Here is a 15,689-nt window from a genome sequence, read left to right as displayed (position 1 = left end):
GGTGGGCTCGTCATGAGGACACATAGGCGGGAGTAATAATATGGCCTCTCAATCACTCTACCGTAAATGGCGCTCTCAGACCTTTGGTGATCTTGTTGGTCAAGAGCCTGTTATTCGTACCCTTAAGAATGCACTGAGCAGTGGTAATCTGGCTCATGCCTATCTCTTTACAGGCCCCAGAGGTACCGGTAAAACGAGTATGGCTCGTCTCCTCGCAAAGACCATCAACTGTCAGAATCCACAAAATGGAGAGCCTTGCAATCATTGTGAACAATGCCGAGAAATTACTATTGGCAGTTCATTTAATGTGCTTGAGATCGATGCAGCCTCTAATCGTGGTATTGATAGCATCCGTGAGTTACGCGAAAAAGTTATGATGCCACCAACCACGGGTAAATATAAGGTCTATATCCTCGACGAGGCGCATATGCTGACGACCGAAGCTTTTAACGCCTTGTTGAAAACTCTGGAAGAACCACCCCCACATGCTATTTTTGTGATGGCTACCACTGACGTGCATAAAATGTTGCCTACCGTGCTTTCACGCTGTCAGCGCTTCGATTTTAAGCGCTTCAACTTGCGCCAGCTGGTAGAACGCCTCAATTTTGTGGCGCAGCAGGAAAACGTTGAGTTACAAAATGGAGCCGCCGAACTGATTGCGCGCGCTGCCGCTGGTGGTATGCGTGATGCTTTAAGTTTGTTGGATCAAGCTATCGCTTATTGTGGGAATATCATTAGCCTTGAACAGATTCAGGCGATGTTAGGTGTGGCGGATCCGCGTGCCATTCAAAAATTTATCTCATACATCGCCGAACTGGATAGTGCTGCTGGCTTACATCTCATCAATGAACTTTCGGAAGCAGGTGCCGATCTACGCCAGATTAATACCCAGGTTGCTGAATTCTGGCGTGCTATGATGCTGTCCAGGGCAGGTGCGAATATTGCTGAAATTCTAGACAATACTGAAGATGAGCTGAAAGAGATTCAGCAGACGGCCAGACTTTTTCGCCTGGACGAATTGACCGAGTGTGCACGCATTTTTGCGCAGAATGACCTGATGCAAAAAGGGCAGGGGACACCACAGCTGGGTTTAGAACTGGCTTTTTTGGCATGCCTTGATTTACATTGGCGGGCCCAGGATGGTACCGGTAGCGCTGTCCCGGCTAATCCAGCACAACCTTCGCCTTCTGCACCGAGTGAGGCACGTCCACGTGTCGCAGCGCCAGCACCATCCTATGCGGCAGCGCCGGCGGCCGAGGTGCGCAAGCCAATGGCGAAAGTGGAAGAGGTAAAAGAGGAGACAGTTAACGTTTCGCCTCCCGAGATCGATTCCGAGCCACAAGAAGATTTTGATGTAAGTGAGTTGGAGGAGCAGGTTATGCCTGCCGCGATCGAGCCTGTTTTCAGTTCTCCGGCAGCTCCACCAGCTGATCCTATCCTGGTGAGCCCAACAGAAACTCTAATCCAACCTGAGCCCATAATGTCAGAAGTTGAAGAACTGGTTGTGGAAGCAGTAGAAGAGGTTGATGATCCTCCCACTCTGACATTGTTGGATGTGAAAGAGAAGTGGGAGCAGATTCGGTTGCGCGTAAAAACGCGTAAGGATGGTCCCAAAGTTGCGGCTTTGCTGGGCGGCTATAGCATCCTGGGCGTTGAAGGTACCAGTAAGATGCCGATTATTGTGTGCAAGGCCAATGCAGACTTCCATTATAAGACACTACAGAATGATAGCTATTATGATGCTATTCGCTGGTCACTCAAGGTGGAATTAAAAACGGAATGTAATATTCGTTTATTGCCACCAAACGCAAATGTTTCTATCTCAACTATTCCACGGCCTACTATTCAAGCTTCAAATAGTATGCTCGCGCCCGCGCCACAGCAGTCTGCTAGGGTTGAGAAACCCACGGCTCCTGTGGCTCCCCCCAAACCACAGGCCCAGCCTCCGAAGACGCCAGCGCGCCCGATTGAGCCTCCTACACCTCAGGCTTCGGCCAGCATGGAGCCACTCGCACCAGCGAGTCCACCACTTGCCAGAAGTGAGGTTGTGAGAGAGAATGTTAGCATAACGCCTGTGAATAGTGGAACGCGTTTGCAAAGTATGAGAGAGCATGCGGAAAGTAACCCGGTTGTAGCGGAACTTATTCGCACCTTTAAAGCACAAGTCAAAGATATTCATCCAAAATAAGGAGTTTTGCCCCATGAATATGCGTGAAATCCAAAAGATGCAGCAGAAGTTGATGAAAATGCAGGAAGACCTTGAGTCTAATCTATTCACCGGAACAGCTGGTGGTGGTGCCGTAACCCTCACCATGACCGGTAAATATGAAATTACCGAAGTCAAAATTGATCCTGAGGCCTTTAGTGCGGAAGATATCGAAGAGCTAGAGGTAATGGTGAAAGCTGCTGCAAAAGATGCTCACGACCGCGTGACTGATGCTCAGCAGAAGCTTGTCAGCAGTGCCACTGGTGGAATGAAGATTCCTGGACTGTTTTAAACATGAGTGATATCGCAGCTCCTGTGGCGGCGCTAGTCGAAGAACTATCCAAGCTGCCTGGGGTCGGCGTAAAGACGGCGCAACGCCTGACCTTTTTCATTTTACGTAGCCCTGAGGATCAGGCCCGTCGCCTGGCCGAGGCTATTTTACGCGTCAAAGAGAGTATCATCTACTGCTCACGTTGCTATAATATTACTGAGACCGACCCGTGTCCTATTTGTAGCAATCCGAGTCGTGACCAGGATGCCATCTGTGTGGTAGAAGAACCTCTGGATGTGCTGGCTTTAGAAAAGACAGGCGTCTACAAAGGTCTGTATCATGTACTGCATGGTGCACTCTCACCACTTAATGGGATTGGACGTAAAGATATTCGTATCGATGAACTACTGAAGCGTCTTGCTACTGGTGAGGTGCATGAAGTTATTCTGGCGACCAATCCTGGTTTTGAAGGTGACTATACCGCCGGCGTCATTAAAGATGATATTAAGAACGAGCCTATTGTCTCAGTTCCACGTGTGACCTCGCTGGCGCGTGGTCTTCCACTGGGCAGCGATCTTGAATATGCCGACGAAGGCACGCTCAGTCGAGCTCTCGAAGGCCGTCGTGAAATATAGCAAGAAAGGGATGTCTTTACTGGCATCCTTTTCTTTTTTTTCTACATAAATAAACCTTGTCGTTCAATTGTGTAAGCTGCGCTAACCGCGAATGAGCGGCATTCACAATTGCATCTTAATCGCAATGCTGTCAGTCCTAGTACAACTTGACACATGTATAGCCTCATGGTACACTTGTTCTACTTTGCACGGAAAACAAAGAACAGCAAAAATATTTCCGGTTTTTATCCCTTATCAAAGAATATAGACTTGTAGGAGTTATCTCAGAAGCGCTGAAGCCATAGTTATAGTTATGTGCTCGCGCACTCTTAAACATACGATTGAACGAAAAAAAAGCAGAACTTTGAGTGGATTGTAAAGAAGGAGGAAGGCAGGGTGTGTCGCTGGGAGTCAATAAGCTGAATACTCACACCCATATCCTGCTAAAGTGAAAATGGCAGTAAGTAAGAAGGACAAAAGCGCCGCCGCAGCGGCAGCAGCAGCAGCAAGTAATAGCGCGAATACTGCGGGTATGAGTGATCGTGAGAAGGCGATCGACCTGGCGCTGAATCAGATTGAGCGACGCTTTGGTAAAGGTTCCATTATGAAACTTGGCGACGCAGCAAAGATTCAGGTTGAGGTAATTCCTTCTGGCTCAATCGCTCTTGATCTGGCATTGGGTATCGGTGGTGTTCCTCGTGGTCGTATCACAGAGATCTATGGCCCAGAGTCTTCTGGTAAAACCACGCTCTGTCTGCATATTATTGCAAATGCCCAGCGCGCCGGCGGTTTTGCCGCGTTTGTCGATGCTGAGCATGCTTTGGACCCCTCATATGCAGCAAAATTGGGTGTTGACACCAAGAATCTACTGGTCTCACAGCCAGATACTGGTGAGCAGGCGCTGGAAATCGTAGACTCACTGGTGCGCAGTAATGCTATTGATGTGGTTGTGATTGACTCGGTTGCGGCTCTGACACCACGTGCTGAAATCGAAGGTGAGATGGGTGACTCACACGTTGGTTTGCAGGCTCGTCTGATGAGTCATGCCCTACGTAAATTAACTGGAGCCATTAATAATTCCCATACCACCGTAATCTTTACCAATCAGTTACGTGAAAAGATCGGCGTAATGTTTGGTAATCCAGAGACAACTGCTGGTGGTAAGGCATTGAAGTTCTACGCCTCGGTACGTCTGGATATCCGCCGTACAGATTCGATCAAACAAGGTCAGGATGTTGTAGGTAACCGTACCCGTGTACGTGTGGTGAAAAATAAAGTCGCTCCACCTTTCCGAACGGCCGAGTTTGATATCATGTACAGCGAAGGTATTTCCCGTGAGGGTGGCTTGATCGACCTGGGTCTGGAAATGGGCCTGGTGAAAAAGAGTGGTGCCTGGTTTACGGTAGGAGATATTCGTCTGGGTCAGGGTCGTGAAAACGCTAAAGAGTTTTTGCGCCAGAACAGCGATGTCGCCATGGCAATCGACGACCAGATCCGTGGTAATATGCTTGCCTTTAAGACAGCTGAAGAAGAAGGGGTGGAGGAAGAAGAGGATGAGGCCGAACTCGAGCTGCCTGAAGCTGTAGCTGAGGAAGAGGTCTAAGCTTCCTTTCGAAGCCAGGTAAGCTAAATACTGCAGCAGAATAACGCGTAACAGGAGAGACGGTGGTGACCGGATATATTTTATTTCCGGTTGCCCATATACCAGATCTCTCTCGTTACGCGTTTTACGTGGGACGGAAACTACTCCTCATCTTGCTGCTCTTTATGCAGAATCTCAGGTAGTTTTTGTTCCAATGCAGGTGCATCCAGGTGAATCAAGGGTCGTTCGGCGGTTGAGAGTAAAGGATCCAGTTCATCGATCTCAATCATTTCAGGTTCAAGAGCCGTTGTGACTGGTTGCCGTTGTCGCCACCAGGTCGCAATCGTCGCAGGATCAACTGGTCCTAGTTTACCTACTTGTGCCGTGTGGAGTTCCCAGTCCAAGATGGCTTCCTCTAGTGGAACTTCGTAGCCAACCTTCATGCTCATGTCCCACTTATGCTGCATAATAGCAAAGTAGACCTGCATCGGCTCCTGTTCGCTGGTCAGCCGCTGGCGCAACATCAGGATGGTCGGTAAATGGTAGCGCTCATACCAATCATGGGCAGCTTCTTCGAGGCTGACTACGCGCTGCTCATTTTTATTCATGATGGCTTGATGGCCCACAATCAAGTTATAAAAACGCCGTGCATACGCTCGTGGGATAGTAACATGCAGCATTTCATAGATACGTTCTTGATACCAGCCTGGTAAGATCGGTGTAATCTGATGCATTGCGCTACTGGCTTTCTCGGTGAAGACACTTCTCCAGTCTCCCATTGCGCGTATCAGGCGCTGCGTATGGTAGATAGTATTCAGGTCATGTGAACCAGTGACACGTGCATGCTCACGACGTACCGTACGATAGCGCTGACGAAAGTAGTCATAGTCTGCCTCATCCAGCACCTGAACGTCCTCAGGGAGTCCTTTAGCTTGCCGTAGGTCTTCAGCTTGCCAGGCCAGTGACTCACCAAACTGTGCCAGATCTTGTTCACGTAAACCCTCGCTAATGGGACCTGGAAACAGCTCAACGGTCTCCGCATCGGCCATAATCGAGAGAATCTGCTTACCATCGATGCGGATCAATGCATTGGCCAGCGAAGGATCTCCCCAATAAACACCATGTTCATGTAGCTCAACCATCAGCACTGCAACGGCTGAGAGCATACGCTGTTTGGTGCGTTTGGTTAATGGTAGGCGATAGAGCAATACATGCGGGACCACACGTGGCGCAAGGCGTGTTACAGTATAGCCTCGATCTCCACTGATATATTGTCGCATCCCTCTTAAGCCAGGAACCTCAATGGCAATTGCTGGGGCAGAGACCATTACTGTTCCAATAGGGCTCAGTGCGGGAATGCCGCGTTGTTCGATCACATGCAGATTGCGAATCTCGCGTTCAGCCATGCGTGGTGTGGTCTCTTTGATGGCGTAACGAGCGCCTTGACGTTCAACAAAGATGACCGGATGTCGTGAGTCACCACGGCGCACGACCAGGAGCCGAATACCCTGTTTATCCCATTCTTCTAACTGGAAATCCCAGGGTAAACCTTCTAATCGATGGCGCTCGTCGTCCGACATCGTAAATTGTATTTTAGCTTGATTTGTATTGATAGCAAGCTCCTTCTATCTATGATCGCTTAACAACAAATCTATACATGTGTTAAAGTGATGATAGCATGCTTGAATCACTGATCGCAAACTGAAGAACAAAGGAGTTTTTATGGATACACTGTTGAATTCTCAGTTTCAGTTATTTGGGTTATAGGAGGTGCGCAATGTCTACATTAGATCTCTTTCAATTACATGGTAAGACTGCCATTATTACTGGTGGAGGACGCGGCTTGGGACAATATTTCGCGCAGGGTCTCTCAGACGCTGGCGCCAATGTGGTACTCTGTTCGCGTAAATTGGCGGCCTGCGAAGAAGTTCAGCGCGAGATTGAGGCCGCTGGTGGGCAGGCCCTGGCAATGGCGTGTGACGTTACTAAGACCGAGGATGTTGAGCGTGTCGTGGCCGCCACGCAAGAGCGCTTTGGCGCTATTGATATCCTCATCAATAATAGCGGCGCAACCTGGGGGGCTCGTCCGGAAGATATGCCACTGGAAAAGTTTGAGCAGGTAATGGATGTTAATATCAAGGGAACCTTCCTGATGAGCCAGCACGTTGGCCGAACCATGATTGCTCGCGGCCAGGGTGGGAAAATTATCAATATTGCCTCTGTGGCTGGTCTGGTTGGAGGGAATCCCAAATATATACAAGTTGTGGGATATCACTCCAGTAAAGCTGCTGTCATCAATATGACACGTGATCTGGCCACCAGTTGGGCTCACTATGGCATTACCGTCAATGCTATTGCCCCTGGCTGGTTCCCTACACGTATGTCTGGGGCCTTGCTTGAACGCTATGGTAAAGAGATGCTTGCAGATATTCCGCTGGCCCGCTTTGGCACAGCTGATGATCTCAAAGGTGTCATCATCTTCCTGGCCTCACCAGCTGCAGCCTATATAACCGGCCAGACTATCGTAGTAGACGGTGGCTCTACCGCCTGGTAATACCTCTGTCATGTGCATGGCTTTTCACAAATAAAGCAGGAGGGTCTCGCCGACCTTCCTGCCCCTTCCCGAATTTTCTGGCTCTACGGTGCTATAATATGGATGTGTAAATACATTCGTAATGAAAAATTTGAGCTGACAATGCAGTACCTTGCATACCTTAGGATTACAAAGGTATATGTCAGAAGGTAGTTGAACATGGCTACAGAAATTAAAGAAACTTCCGGTACAAAAACCATTCCAGGCATTTCAGAGGCTCCATTTGTGGGCAGTTTGTTCAGGCATAACAATGATCGCTTGAACCTCTACCAGCAGGTAGCGCAGGATTGTGGAGATATTGCTCTGTTCCACTATGGCCCTTTTCGCTTTATCCAGATTAACTCTGCTGAACTAGCGCGTAGCCTCCTGGTTGAGCATACCGCTGATTTTGATAAGGGTGATGGCATGCGTAGTGCCTTTCAGCCAGTTATTGGCAACGGCCTATTTATCAGTGATGGCGCGCTCCATCGACAGCAGCGTAAATTGATGGCGCCATCATTTCAGCCCCGACATATTATTAGTTATGCTAATACGATGGTGCATTATAGCGAGCAGATACAAGAGGGCTGGCGTGATGGTCAGGTGATAGATATTGGGCATGAGCTGACCCAATTGACCATGAGCATTGTAGGGAAAGTTCTTTTTGACGCAGAGGTTTTTACGGAAGCTGATGAACTTGGCTCTGCGATGACGACTGTTCTCTCGTTTATCAACTATTCGCTTTCGAATCTGTTTTCCATTCCGCTGAGCTGGCCGGTGCCACGTAGCAAAAAGGCACAGCAGGCTCTGGCAGTGCTGGATCGGCGCATTAATCAGATGATTGCAGATCGCCATGCCAGTAAAGATGAGGCTAATGACTTTCTTTCTGTCCTGCTCCGCTCTAAAGAAGATGACGGCAGCAGTATGAGCGATAAGCAAGTGCGCGACGAAGCTCTGACCTTGTTTGGGGCGGGACACGAAACGACCGCCACCGCCTTAACCTGGGCCTGGTATCTTCTGGCGCAGAATCCTGAGATATTCAAGAAGATGCAGCATGAGATCGACACAGTCCTGCAAGGGCGCGCTCCAACATATGCCGATCTGCAAAAGTTGCCCTATACCCTGCAGGTCTTTAAAGAAGCCATGCGCCTCTATCCGCCAGCCTATGCCGTCTCACGTGTGGCCCTCCATGACTGTGACCTTAACGGCTATCCTATCAAAAAGCAAGATGTAGTGATAATGGCCATATATGCCATGCACCGTCGTCCAGAATACTTTCCTGATCCGGACGCGTTTGATCCTGAGCGCTTTACAGCAGAGAACGAAAAACGCTTGCCGCGCCATGCCTACCTGCCCTTTGGCGCTGGTCCGCGCATCTGTATCGGCAATCATTTTGCGCTGATGGAAGGGCAACTATTGTTGGCAACTCTGGCTCAGCGTGTCTCGCTGGAACTGGTACCGGGACAGCATGTCCATCCTGATCCCAACAAAACGATAACTATTCGACCTGATGTACCGATCAAAATGGTGGTACATCGTCGCCCTAAAAACGATTGAACTCAAACGCACTGTAGAGAGAAAGTACCTCTGGCGTCGATATATCAGGGATACCAGGCTACTTTCTCTTTTTTTGTGTAGAACAGAAAGTACATCGCATATGCAAATTACCAGGTGGAGTCTGGCAACTCCGAATGATTATACGCAACTTTTCCTCTTATTACATGATGCTGACGAAGATGATGAGCGCATTCGTAGGCTAGTCACAGATGGTCTCCATACCTCGTATATAGCCTGGAGGCATGAGCAGATGGTTGGTGCAGTGGTGATGCGCTGGCAAGGAGACGCCAGCGAAATCGAATATATTGCCGTAGCCGCTGATGTTCGTGGAAAAGGCTGTGGTAAAGCTATGCTTGCACACATCATAGAGGAAGCACGTGTTCGGCGCGTCAGTTCAATCCTGGTAGGGACAGACAATACCGCCTTTGGGAACATTGCCTTTTATCAGAAATGTGGTTTCCGTATGGACCATATTCGCAGTGATTTCTTTTCGTATATACAACCAACTTTAATTGTCAATGGCATTCCCATGCGAGATATGTTAGTGCTACGTTATACTCTTGATCGCTTTGCTAACTAACGCCATGTGCAAGTTTTCACATACCCACTCTTTGTCTTGAGGAGGAACATGGCGAGGCGATCGCGACCGCCTCGCCATGTTCCTCCTCAAGACAAGCGAGAGCCGTAGGCGCAAGGTGTGAGGGATAAAACTTGCACATGGCGTTGAATAAGTGAGCTGATGGAATTGCTCTATATATGGGAGATAGATGCGCGACCGTGCATCTATCTCCCATATATAGAGCAACAAAGCTAATCTTCTTCGCGAGAGCGACGCTGAAACAGGAAAAAGACAGCCAACAACGTAAGTCCAAGTATAATTGAAAGCGAGAAACGAAATGTACGCTTACTATCCTCTTGCTGCTCTTCTGGTTGATCTACAATTTCGATTTTTGGTGTAGCTATTTCTGGTGTTGCGGAAGCCATAAGAAATATCCTTTCGAAGCTGAAGCAAATAATTTCGCCCTTCATTGAAGCGAAATCTTCTTTAATATCAGATGTATGACGCTTCCCTATCTAGCACTATTATTATACGGCTGAAGTTGTCCCAAACGTTTCTTACATAAAAACAATCCTATATTACTCAGACTCTTTTAGCTGGCAGCTATCAATTTATCTATGCCCGGCGTGAAAATACACAGGAGCTAAAAAATCCCTTGACGCACCTGAGTCCTCGCGCTATTATCCTAAGAGTAACCAAATTTTTACAAAGGTATCTTTTTTCATCATGATGAATCGATTAGAAGGGCGTAACCTCGCCCATCCTGGTTGCCTGATTGGCATCACCCTTGGTTTAATCGTAGGTATCGTTCTGGCTGGCATCCTGGCGGCTGGCTTTAACGTGCCTTTTAGAACTGTCTCATTGATCTGGCTGGCCGTTACCCTGGTATTGGGTTTGATTGGCTGGTTATGGGGAGCATACCTGACCACCAAAAAACAGCTGGCAGCCATGAGAGCAAATCCCGCTGGAACTTCTGAAGAAAAAGAAATTACCGGTATAAGCAAACAGGAACCTGAACTGCCTGCGGAGCAATAAAGACTATATACCGTTCATCCGCCTGTATTGCTGATAGAGCAGGCACACGGTATAATGTGACAACGCTGGATTCCGATAGTCATCTCGGCCTTAACTAAGCTAGATGGATGATGGTTTTTCTGTCGAGCTTCTTAGCTTTGTTAGTGGGAGATCTAGTAAGTTGTACCAATTTGTGTTATAGTATCTCTTACTCAGTTCCCTTGTTTTTCTACTTTAAGTGGAGCGGAGAGAGAGCAAAGAAGCTCGCGGGCAAAGACGCAGTGGATATGCGTATCATCGTGGCTGTATTCAACGACGCGTGCTTACCACTGGATACGATAAGTCCCCTTTTTGTGTGCTGTTTATCTCCAACATGCTATTGAAAAGCAATCGTGAATACCGCTTAATCGCGGCTAGTGAAATCGCCACAACTTAGCAATGGCACGCTAATCAGTTGTGAAGAATGGTAGCGGCCTGTCAGGCGACTACACTCGCACGATTGAATGGCATAGTATGAACAGTAACACTATCAGCACAGTAGAGGAGGCTCCTGATGTCCAATGAATTTCAGCGACCCGTCTCGGTAGATTTTGCCCCCCGAAATAGTGTTTGTGAGTGGTGCGGAAAACCCGCCGAACGACAGCTCACAGCGATTGGTGGCAGCTATCATAATGAAAGTGGCGTTTTTTGTCGTACCTGCGGTGAGTTGTTTACCCAGGGTGTGGCAAACGCTCTTAGCGCCGCATTACTCGCACAAGCGCCTCAGCAGCAACAGTAGTAGATACGTCCACTTGCGCAAATGCTTGAGGGTAAGACAGACAATTTTATCCTCATAAAAAAAGAGGAGCTGGTAACATATACCGGCTCCTCTTCTGTTCTGTTATTGGTGCATACAATTTATGCGTAGCGCTGCATATATTGTCCAATTTCAAATGGTTTAGATTGCTGCACCAGCTGATGGGCTGCCTGATCCATGGTTGTCCGTTCTTCTTTAAAGAAGATGCCTGTATATTGGCGTTCCGTTTCCAATGCAAGCGCAATCGCTTTGGCTTTATCATGGGTATCGTGGGTATCTTCAATAGATGTTACCGCAGCATCCCATGCGTCAAAGGTATGATAGAAGGTTGGACATGGACTGAGGGCATGGATAAAGGAAAATCCTTTATGTTGCACGCCCTGTTGAATTAATGCTGCCAGTTCTTTTGGTTTGGCAGAGTATCCACGCGCCACAAAGCTGACATTGAGTGAGAGTGCAGTCGCAATCGGATTAAACTGGGAGGCCAGCAATCCATATGGAGTAGACTTGGTAACATGCCCCTGTGGGGAGGTAGGTGAGGTCTGGCCTTTCGTCAGGCCATAAATCTCATTATCCATCACGACCACAGTGATATCAATATTGCGTAGTGCCGCATGGATCAAGTGGCCTGCGCCAATACTAAAGAAGTCGCCATCCCCACCGACGGTAATCACATTGAGGTCTGGCCGTGCCATCTTCAGACCTTGAGCAACCGGTAATGCGCGACCATGCACGCTATGGAAACCAAAGGTTTTCATAAAGTGTGGAAAGCGGCTGGAACAGCCAATTCCGGAGACGACGACTGTTTGATCGGTTGGTAATTTCAGTTCGGCCAGGCCGCGAAAGGCGGCGTTGAGAACACCAAAGTCTCCACAACCGGGACACCAGGTAGGCTTTACTTCACTCTTATAGTCCTTTGGAGTTGGATTAATAATTGTTTGAGTCATGATTAGCAAACCTCCTCAATCGCACGTAGGATTTCGCCGGCCGTGAATGGAATTCCTCCGAATTTGTTAACACGAATCGCCTTCAGCCCATATTTAGCCCCTAGTAGATTTGCGAGCTGGCCTGAATAATTATTCTCGGGAACAATAACTTTATCTACTGAGTCAATAAATCCCTGGATTGCCTTATCGGGAAGAGGTGAAAGAATTTTTGGATGGAGGGCCGCTACCTTATGACCTTTCGCCCGTGCACGATCAACTGCTTCCTGGATGGTTCCTTCTGTTGATCCCCAGCCAATTACGCCAATAGTGGCGTCAGCATCACCATAGCGTTCCGGTTGTGGCATTTCTTCCGCCGCTGTAACCAGTTTGCGGAAGCGCTTCTCCATCATAGCTACATGATCTTCAGGTTCATAATTTGGATGACCTGCCTCATCATGTTCGAGTCCGGTGGCTACATAAGCTGGTGAGCCTGTACCTGGGGTACTCATAGGTGAGATACCGCTTGAGGTATAGGCATAGCGCTCATATGCATGCGCCTGTGTTCCGGCCCCGACCAGGATCTGCTCATTTGCATGGACCCCATTATGTCCATTGCTGGTCGCCCCATCATTAAACTGAATGCGTGCGTGAAGCTCAGGTGTCTGAAAGGCGTTACGATCAACGCTTTCCACACGGGCAGTCAGGGATTGATCGGTCAAGAAGAGTACCGGCATCTGATAGCGTTCGGCCATCTCGAAAGCCTGAATAATTAATTCATAGCAATTTGCTACGCTTGATGGTGCGATCACGATACGCGGGGTATCGCCATGACCGGCATAGAGCGCGAAACTGAGATCAGACTGCTCCATTTTGGTTGGCATACCTGTGCTCGGACCAGCACGTTGAGCATCAACAATGACCGCAGGCAACTCTGACATCGAACTGAGACCGATCAACTCGGTCATCAATGAGAAACCAGGACCCGAGGTAGCGGTCATGGCGCGCATACCGCCATATGATGCGCCGAGGACTGAAGCCAGGGCCGCAATCTCATCCTCAGCCTGCAGGAAGGTTCCTCCCACGAGAGGAAGCTCCTTTGCCATACCTTCCATGATATCGCTGGCAGGGGTAATCGGATAACCAGAAAAGTAGCGGCATTGCGCGGCTAGTGCGCCAGCGACAATGGCCTGATTACCATTAAGGACCACCCGATCAGCCTTCTCTACAGCTCCAAGCATATAAGGATCGCTCTTGGTAATTTTTTCGGTAACGTATTTCTTCGCCACGTCGAGTGCCAGCAAGTTTTTTTCCATTAATGTGGCATTGGCCTTACGTGAACGAGAAAGTTTTGACTGCACTACTTGAATAATTGCTTCTAGTGGAGGTCCAAATAAGCCGCAGATCGCTCCCAGCATCACCATATTTTTGGTCTGGAAGAGTTGGACCTCTTTACGAGCAATCTCATTAAAGGGAACAGCATACGTTATACAATCACTCTGGTCGGGCGTAAAGTCTGAGGGATCATAGATCAGCACGCCACCATGACGTAGTTCACCAATGTTGCGATCATATGCTTCTCTATTTAAGCAGATCAACACATCAGCGTAATCGCCCATTGACTTGACCGGGTGATCGCTAATACGAACCTGAAACATACAAGGGCCGCCGAGAATTTCGGCCGGAAAGGTTCTGAAGGTATAGACATGATACCCCCAGCGAGCGGATGCCAGGGCGAGAATATCACCACCTGAGATGGTGCCCTCACCGGACTCACCGCCAATACGTATCGTTACTTCATTCTCCATTGAATGCCCCCTGAAAAAATGTTGACCGCGCCACTCGTTAGAGCATAGCGCGGTAAAGACAAAGTCGGGCTGTGCTTTAGGATGGGGATTTTATTCACAGGAATAGCCTTATATCCCTTGACAAGCGTAAGAGGGATACTTATTCTGTGAAAACGTATTCTTCTTCCACATACCAGCCAGCTTTGAACGGCGATTATCAGCAAGTGCATAATACCGAACTCGTTTCTAGCTGACTGAGCAGATACTTCCTCAATCTAACTGTCCGTTCCTATTGACTCTTATAGGGTTGAACGTAGCACTTGGCTAATGATATTATAGCACACGGAATGGATGAGTGTGCGTGAAAAATGATGAAATTTCGGTCATGTGCAAGTATTCGCGTCCATATTCAATCGCTAAAAAACCTGTTTGTATGCATCGTAAGTCGCACAATTCTATCTGTTATCCTGCCAGAAGCGCTTCAGACCCGGATTGTGTCTCAGTACTATAGACGAATAAACTATTTGCTACCAGACGCTCATGACCATCTGAAGGTGTATTGAGAACCGATACTTTTTCCCGCCCTGGCAGACGTGCCACCATTTCAGTCGAACCACCGCCATCGAACACCATCGCCTGATAAGCCCCGAGGGATAACAGGTAGCCCGCCATCTGGGGACGGGTCAAGCCACGGCTTTGTGTGATGCCAGCTTTACGGCCATCAAAAGTTACGAAGATGGCCTGTTTGCCATCCTGCATAATCCCTACAGCGGTCAGTGGATTCTGCACATTCGTATCACCTGGATTGGGAGCTTGAGGATCAGTATAGAACCGCCCATCCTTCAGCAAAATAGGACCTCCACCGATTGCCTGTACCAGATCATTATCGGGTGAGATCTGTTGCGTAAGCGTGATCGTATCACCCACATGGAGGTTTGTGCTGAGCCAGATTGCAGCCGTGCCACCACCAACAAGTGCCTGGGTATCTTTTGTCAGCTTATTTAATTTTGTCAGATCAGTTTTGATTGCCTGTACCATGTAGTGTGGTTGTGCGCTTGTACTGTCCTGTGCAGGTTGAAGTAGCACCACTGTATCATTGGTGACGGTCATATCACCCAGCATCGGTGTAATCAGGGTCAGGCCATCATGTCGGGCCCCATCATAACGATTAATTGAGGTTAGCACATGATTAGCACTGCCGGTCGTGATCATGCCCGAAAACGTTTCATGGTTCATCGTCACCTGACCATTTTTCTTTACACCCAGGATCGCATAATCACCCGGACTCTGTATTAACTGGCCATTGATCATTTCCATATTAATGGGATCACCCGAGCCCTTCATTTCAAAGAAATCACCATTGATGCCCGCTAATGCATGGGTACGATTGGCCATTGAGCTAACCGCCTCACCGGGGTTCAGCAACTGCTCATTGGCTTGAACTACGCCCAGGCGTATATTCTTACTACTTAGATCTACATCGAGCATGCTGGCATACTCAGGACCTTCAACAGTATTAAACGTCTCACTATATGTTTCCACGCCGTGAGCCACAACTTGTCGGGATGTTTTTTGAGTTTGCAACACCACCGGCCAGTGGGGAGGAGTGGACGGAAGCCAGTCATGAGCAGCTAGCGGTGCGGCCTGCGTTTGTAGATCGACCCGTGCGGTCATCATGCCGAGTAACAGTAAAATAATCGTCACGCTACTGACAACTCGCACACGCATAAAATACGATGAGAAAAACAAAGCCAATCCATCCTTATGTAAAATAGTCTTTTGCTAGTAAGATATGACGCATTAGATTT

At 48.4% G+C, this 15,689-nt stretch carries 14 protein-coding genes; 9 read left to right on the top strand and 5 right to left on the bottom strand.

The window, feature by feature from the left end; genetic code table 11:
- The first annotated feature begins 40 nt into the window (after nucleotides 1–40).
- From dnaX to recA, 4 genes are all read left to right on the top strand, one after another.
- Nucleotides 41–2,188: a DNA polymerase III subunit gamma/tau gene (dnaX, locus tag EL633_RS02195; RefSeq protein WP_126625630.1), complete on the top strand. Its 2,148-nt coding sequence runs from the start codon at nucleotides 41–43 to the stop codon at nucleotides 2,186–2,188.
- 13 nt (nucleotides 2,189–2,201) lie between these two features.
- The gene (locus EL633_RS02190) at nucleotides 2,202–2,498 is read left to right on the top strand and encodes a YbaB/EbfC family nucleoid-associated protein (protein ID WP_126625629.1); all 297 of its coding nucleotides are present in this window, start codon (nucleotides 2,202–2,204) and stop codon (nucleotides 2,496–2,498) included.
- Nucleotides 2,499–2,500: 2 nt separating this feature from the next.
- Nucleotides 2,501–3,112, top strand: coding sequence for a recombination mediator RecR (gene recR, locus EL633_RS02185; RefSeq protein WP_126625628.1), 612 nt, complete (start codon nucleotides 2,501–2,503; stop codon nucleotides 3,110–3,112).
- Between the two features lie 511 nt (nucleotides 3,113–3,623).
- Entirely contained in the window at nucleotides 3,624–4,694 is a 1,071-nt protein-coding gene (gene recA / locus EL633_RS02180) for a recombinase RecA (RefSeq protein WP_126629312.1), read from the top strand.
- Nucleotides 4,695–4,834: 140 nt separating this feature from the next.
- Here the strand turns inward: recA and EL633_RS02175 are convergent, their stop codons facing one another.
- Nucleotides 4,835–6,253: a DUF4032 domain-containing protein gene (locus tag EL633_RS02175; RefSeq protein WP_126625627.1), complete on the bottom strand. Its 1,419-nt coding sequence runs from the start codon at nucleotides 6,251–6,253 to the stop codon at nucleotides 4,835–4,837.
- A 197-nt stretch (nucleotides 6,254–6,450) separates the two neighbouring features.
- On the opposite strand from EL633_RS02175, the gene EL633_RS02170 reads away from it, so the two are divergent.
- The 3 genes from EL633_RS02170 to EL633_RS02160 all read left to right on the top strand — a co-directional run bounded on the left by EL633_RS02170 (nucleotide 6,451) and on the right by EL633_RS02160 (nucleotide 9,382).
- Entirely contained in the window at nucleotides 6,451–7,227 is a 777-nt protein-coding gene (locus EL633_RS02170) for an SDR family oxidoreductase (RefSeq protein WP_126625626.1), read from the top strand.
- Between the two features lie 198 nt (nucleotides 7,228–7,425).
- Nucleotides 7,426–8,802, top strand: a complete 1,377-nt coding sequence (locus EL633_RS02165) for a cytochrome P450 (protein WP_126625625.1) — start codon at nucleotides 7,426–7,428, stop codon at nucleotides 8,800–8,802.
- A 100-nt stretch (nucleotides 8,803–8,902) separates the two neighbouring features.
- Entirely contained in the window at nucleotides 8,903–9,382 is a 480-nt protein-coding gene (locus tag EL633_RS02160) for a GNAT family N-acetyltransferase (protein WP_161981873.1), read from the top strand.
- A gap of 230 nt (nucleotides 9,383–9,612) precedes the next feature.
- Here the strand turns inward: EL633_RS02160 and EL633_RS36440 are convergent, their stop codons facing one another.
- The gene (locus EL633_RS36440) at nucleotides 9,613–9,786 is read right to left on the bottom strand and encodes a hypothetical protein (RefSeq protein ID WP_161981872.1); all 174 of its coding nucleotides are present in this window, start codon (nucleotides 9,784–9,786) and stop codon (nucleotides 9,613–9,615) included.
- Between the two features lie 301 nt (nucleotides 9,787–10,087).
- Here EL633_RS36440 and EL633_RS02155 point away from each other — a divergent pair, with 301 nt between their 5' ends.
- Both EL633_RS02155 and EL633_RS02150 read left to right on the top strand, forming a co-directional pair.
- On the top strand, nucleotides 10,088–10,396 hold the full coding sequence (locus EL633_RS02155) for a hypothetical protein (RefSeq protein ID WP_126625623.1): 309 nt from the start codon (nucleotides 10,088–10,090) through the stop codon (nucleotides 10,394–10,396).
- 532 nt (nucleotides 10,397–10,928) lie between these two features.
- Nucleotides 10,929–11,153, top strand: a complete 225-nt coding sequence (locus EL633_RS02150; protein WP_126625622.1) for a hypothetical protein — start codon at nucleotides 10,929–10,931, stop codon at nucleotides 11,151–11,153.
- Between the two features lie 119 nt (nucleotides 11,154–11,272).
- Here the strand turns inward: EL633_RS02150 and EL633_RS02145 are convergent, their stop codons facing one another.
- From EL633_RS02145 to EL633_RS02135, 3 genes are all read right to left on the bottom strand, one after another.
- Entirely contained in the window at nucleotides 11,273–12,118 is an 846-nt protein-coding gene (locus tag EL633_RS02145) for a 2-oxoacid:ferredoxin oxidoreductase subunit beta (protein ID WP_126625621.1), read from the bottom strand.
- 2 nt (nucleotides 12,119–12,120) lie between these two features.
- Entirely contained in the window at nucleotides 12,121–13,902 is a 1,782-nt protein-coding gene (locus tag EL633_RS02140) for a 2-oxoacid:acceptor oxidoreductase subunit alpha (protein WP_126625620.1), read from the bottom strand.
- A 441-nt stretch (nucleotides 13,903–14,343) separates the two neighbouring features.
- Nucleotides 14,344–15,630 carry a phosphodiester glycosidase family protein gene (locus tag EL633_RS02135; RefSeq protein WP_126625619.1) on the bottom strand — a complete coding sequence of 429 codons (1,287 nt, stop codon included), beginning with the start codon at nucleotides 15,628–15,630 and terminating at the stop codon, nucleotides 14,344–14,346.
- Between the last annotated feature and the right edge of the window lie 59 nt (nucleotides 15,631–15,689).

Origin of the sequence: Dictyobacter alpinus, assembly GCF_003967575.1 — a bacterium.
Taxonomy (GTDB): domain Bacteria; phylum Chloroflexota; class Ktedonobacteria; order Ktedonobacterales; family Ktedonobacteraceae; genus Dictyobacter; species Dictyobacter alpinus.
The sequence above is the reverse complement of the archived record's forward strand: the minus strand, read 5'-3'. Positions and strand labels throughout refer to the sequence as shown.

Bases quoted from the DNA above. Each gene is read 5' to 3' on its own strand.
- EL633_RS02165 (WP_126625625.1), top strand. From the start codon at position 7,426: ATGGCTACAGAAATTAAAGAAACTTCCGGTACAAAAACCATTCCAGGC.
- EL633_RS02170 (WP_126625626.1), top strand. From the start codon at position 6,451: ATGTCTACATTAGATCTCTTTCAATTACATGGTAAGACTGCCATTATT.
- EL633_RS02190 (WP_126625629.1), top strand. From the start codon at position 2,202: ATGAATATGCGTGAAATCCAAAAGATGCAGCAGAAGTTGATGAAAATG.
- EL633_RS02160 (WP_161981873.1), top strand. From the start codon at position 8,903: ATGCAAATTACCAGGTGGAGTCTGGCAACTCCGAATGATTATACGCAA.
- dnaX (WP_126625630.1), top strand. From the start codon at position 41: ATGGCCTCTCAATCACTCTACCGTAAATGGCGCTCTCAGACCTTTGGT.
- EL633_RS02140 (WP_126625620.1), bottom strand. From the start codon at position 13,902: ATGGAGAATGAAGTAACGATACGTATTGGCGGTGAGTCCGGTGAGGGC.
- EL633_RS02150 (WP_126625622.1), top strand. From the start codon at position 10,929: ATGTCCAATGAATTTCAGCGACCCGTCTCGGTAGATTTTGCCCCCCGA.
- recA (WP_126629312.1), top strand. From the start codon at position 3,624: ATGAGTGATCGTGAGAAGGCGATCGACCTGGCGCTGAATCAGATTGAG.
- EL633_RS02175 (WP_126625627.1), bottom strand. From the start codon at position 6,253: ATGTCGGACGACGAGCGCCATCGATTAGAAGGTTTACCCTGGGATTTC.
- EL633_RS02145 (WP_126625621.1), bottom strand. From the start codon at position 12,118: ATGACTCAAACAATTATTAATCCAACTCCAAAGGACTATAAGAGTGAA.
- EL633_RS36440 (WP_161981872.1), bottom strand. From the start codon at position 9,786: ATGGCTTCCGCAACACCAGAAATAGCTACACCAAAAATCGAAATTGTA.
- EL633_RS02155 (WP_126625623.1), top strand. From the start codon at position 10,088: ATGATGAATCGATTAGAAGGGCGTAACCTCGCCCATCCTGGTTGCCTG.
- recR (WP_126625628.1), top strand. From the start codon at position 2,501: ATGAGTGATATCGCAGCTCCTGTGGCGGCGCTAGTCGAAGAACTATCC.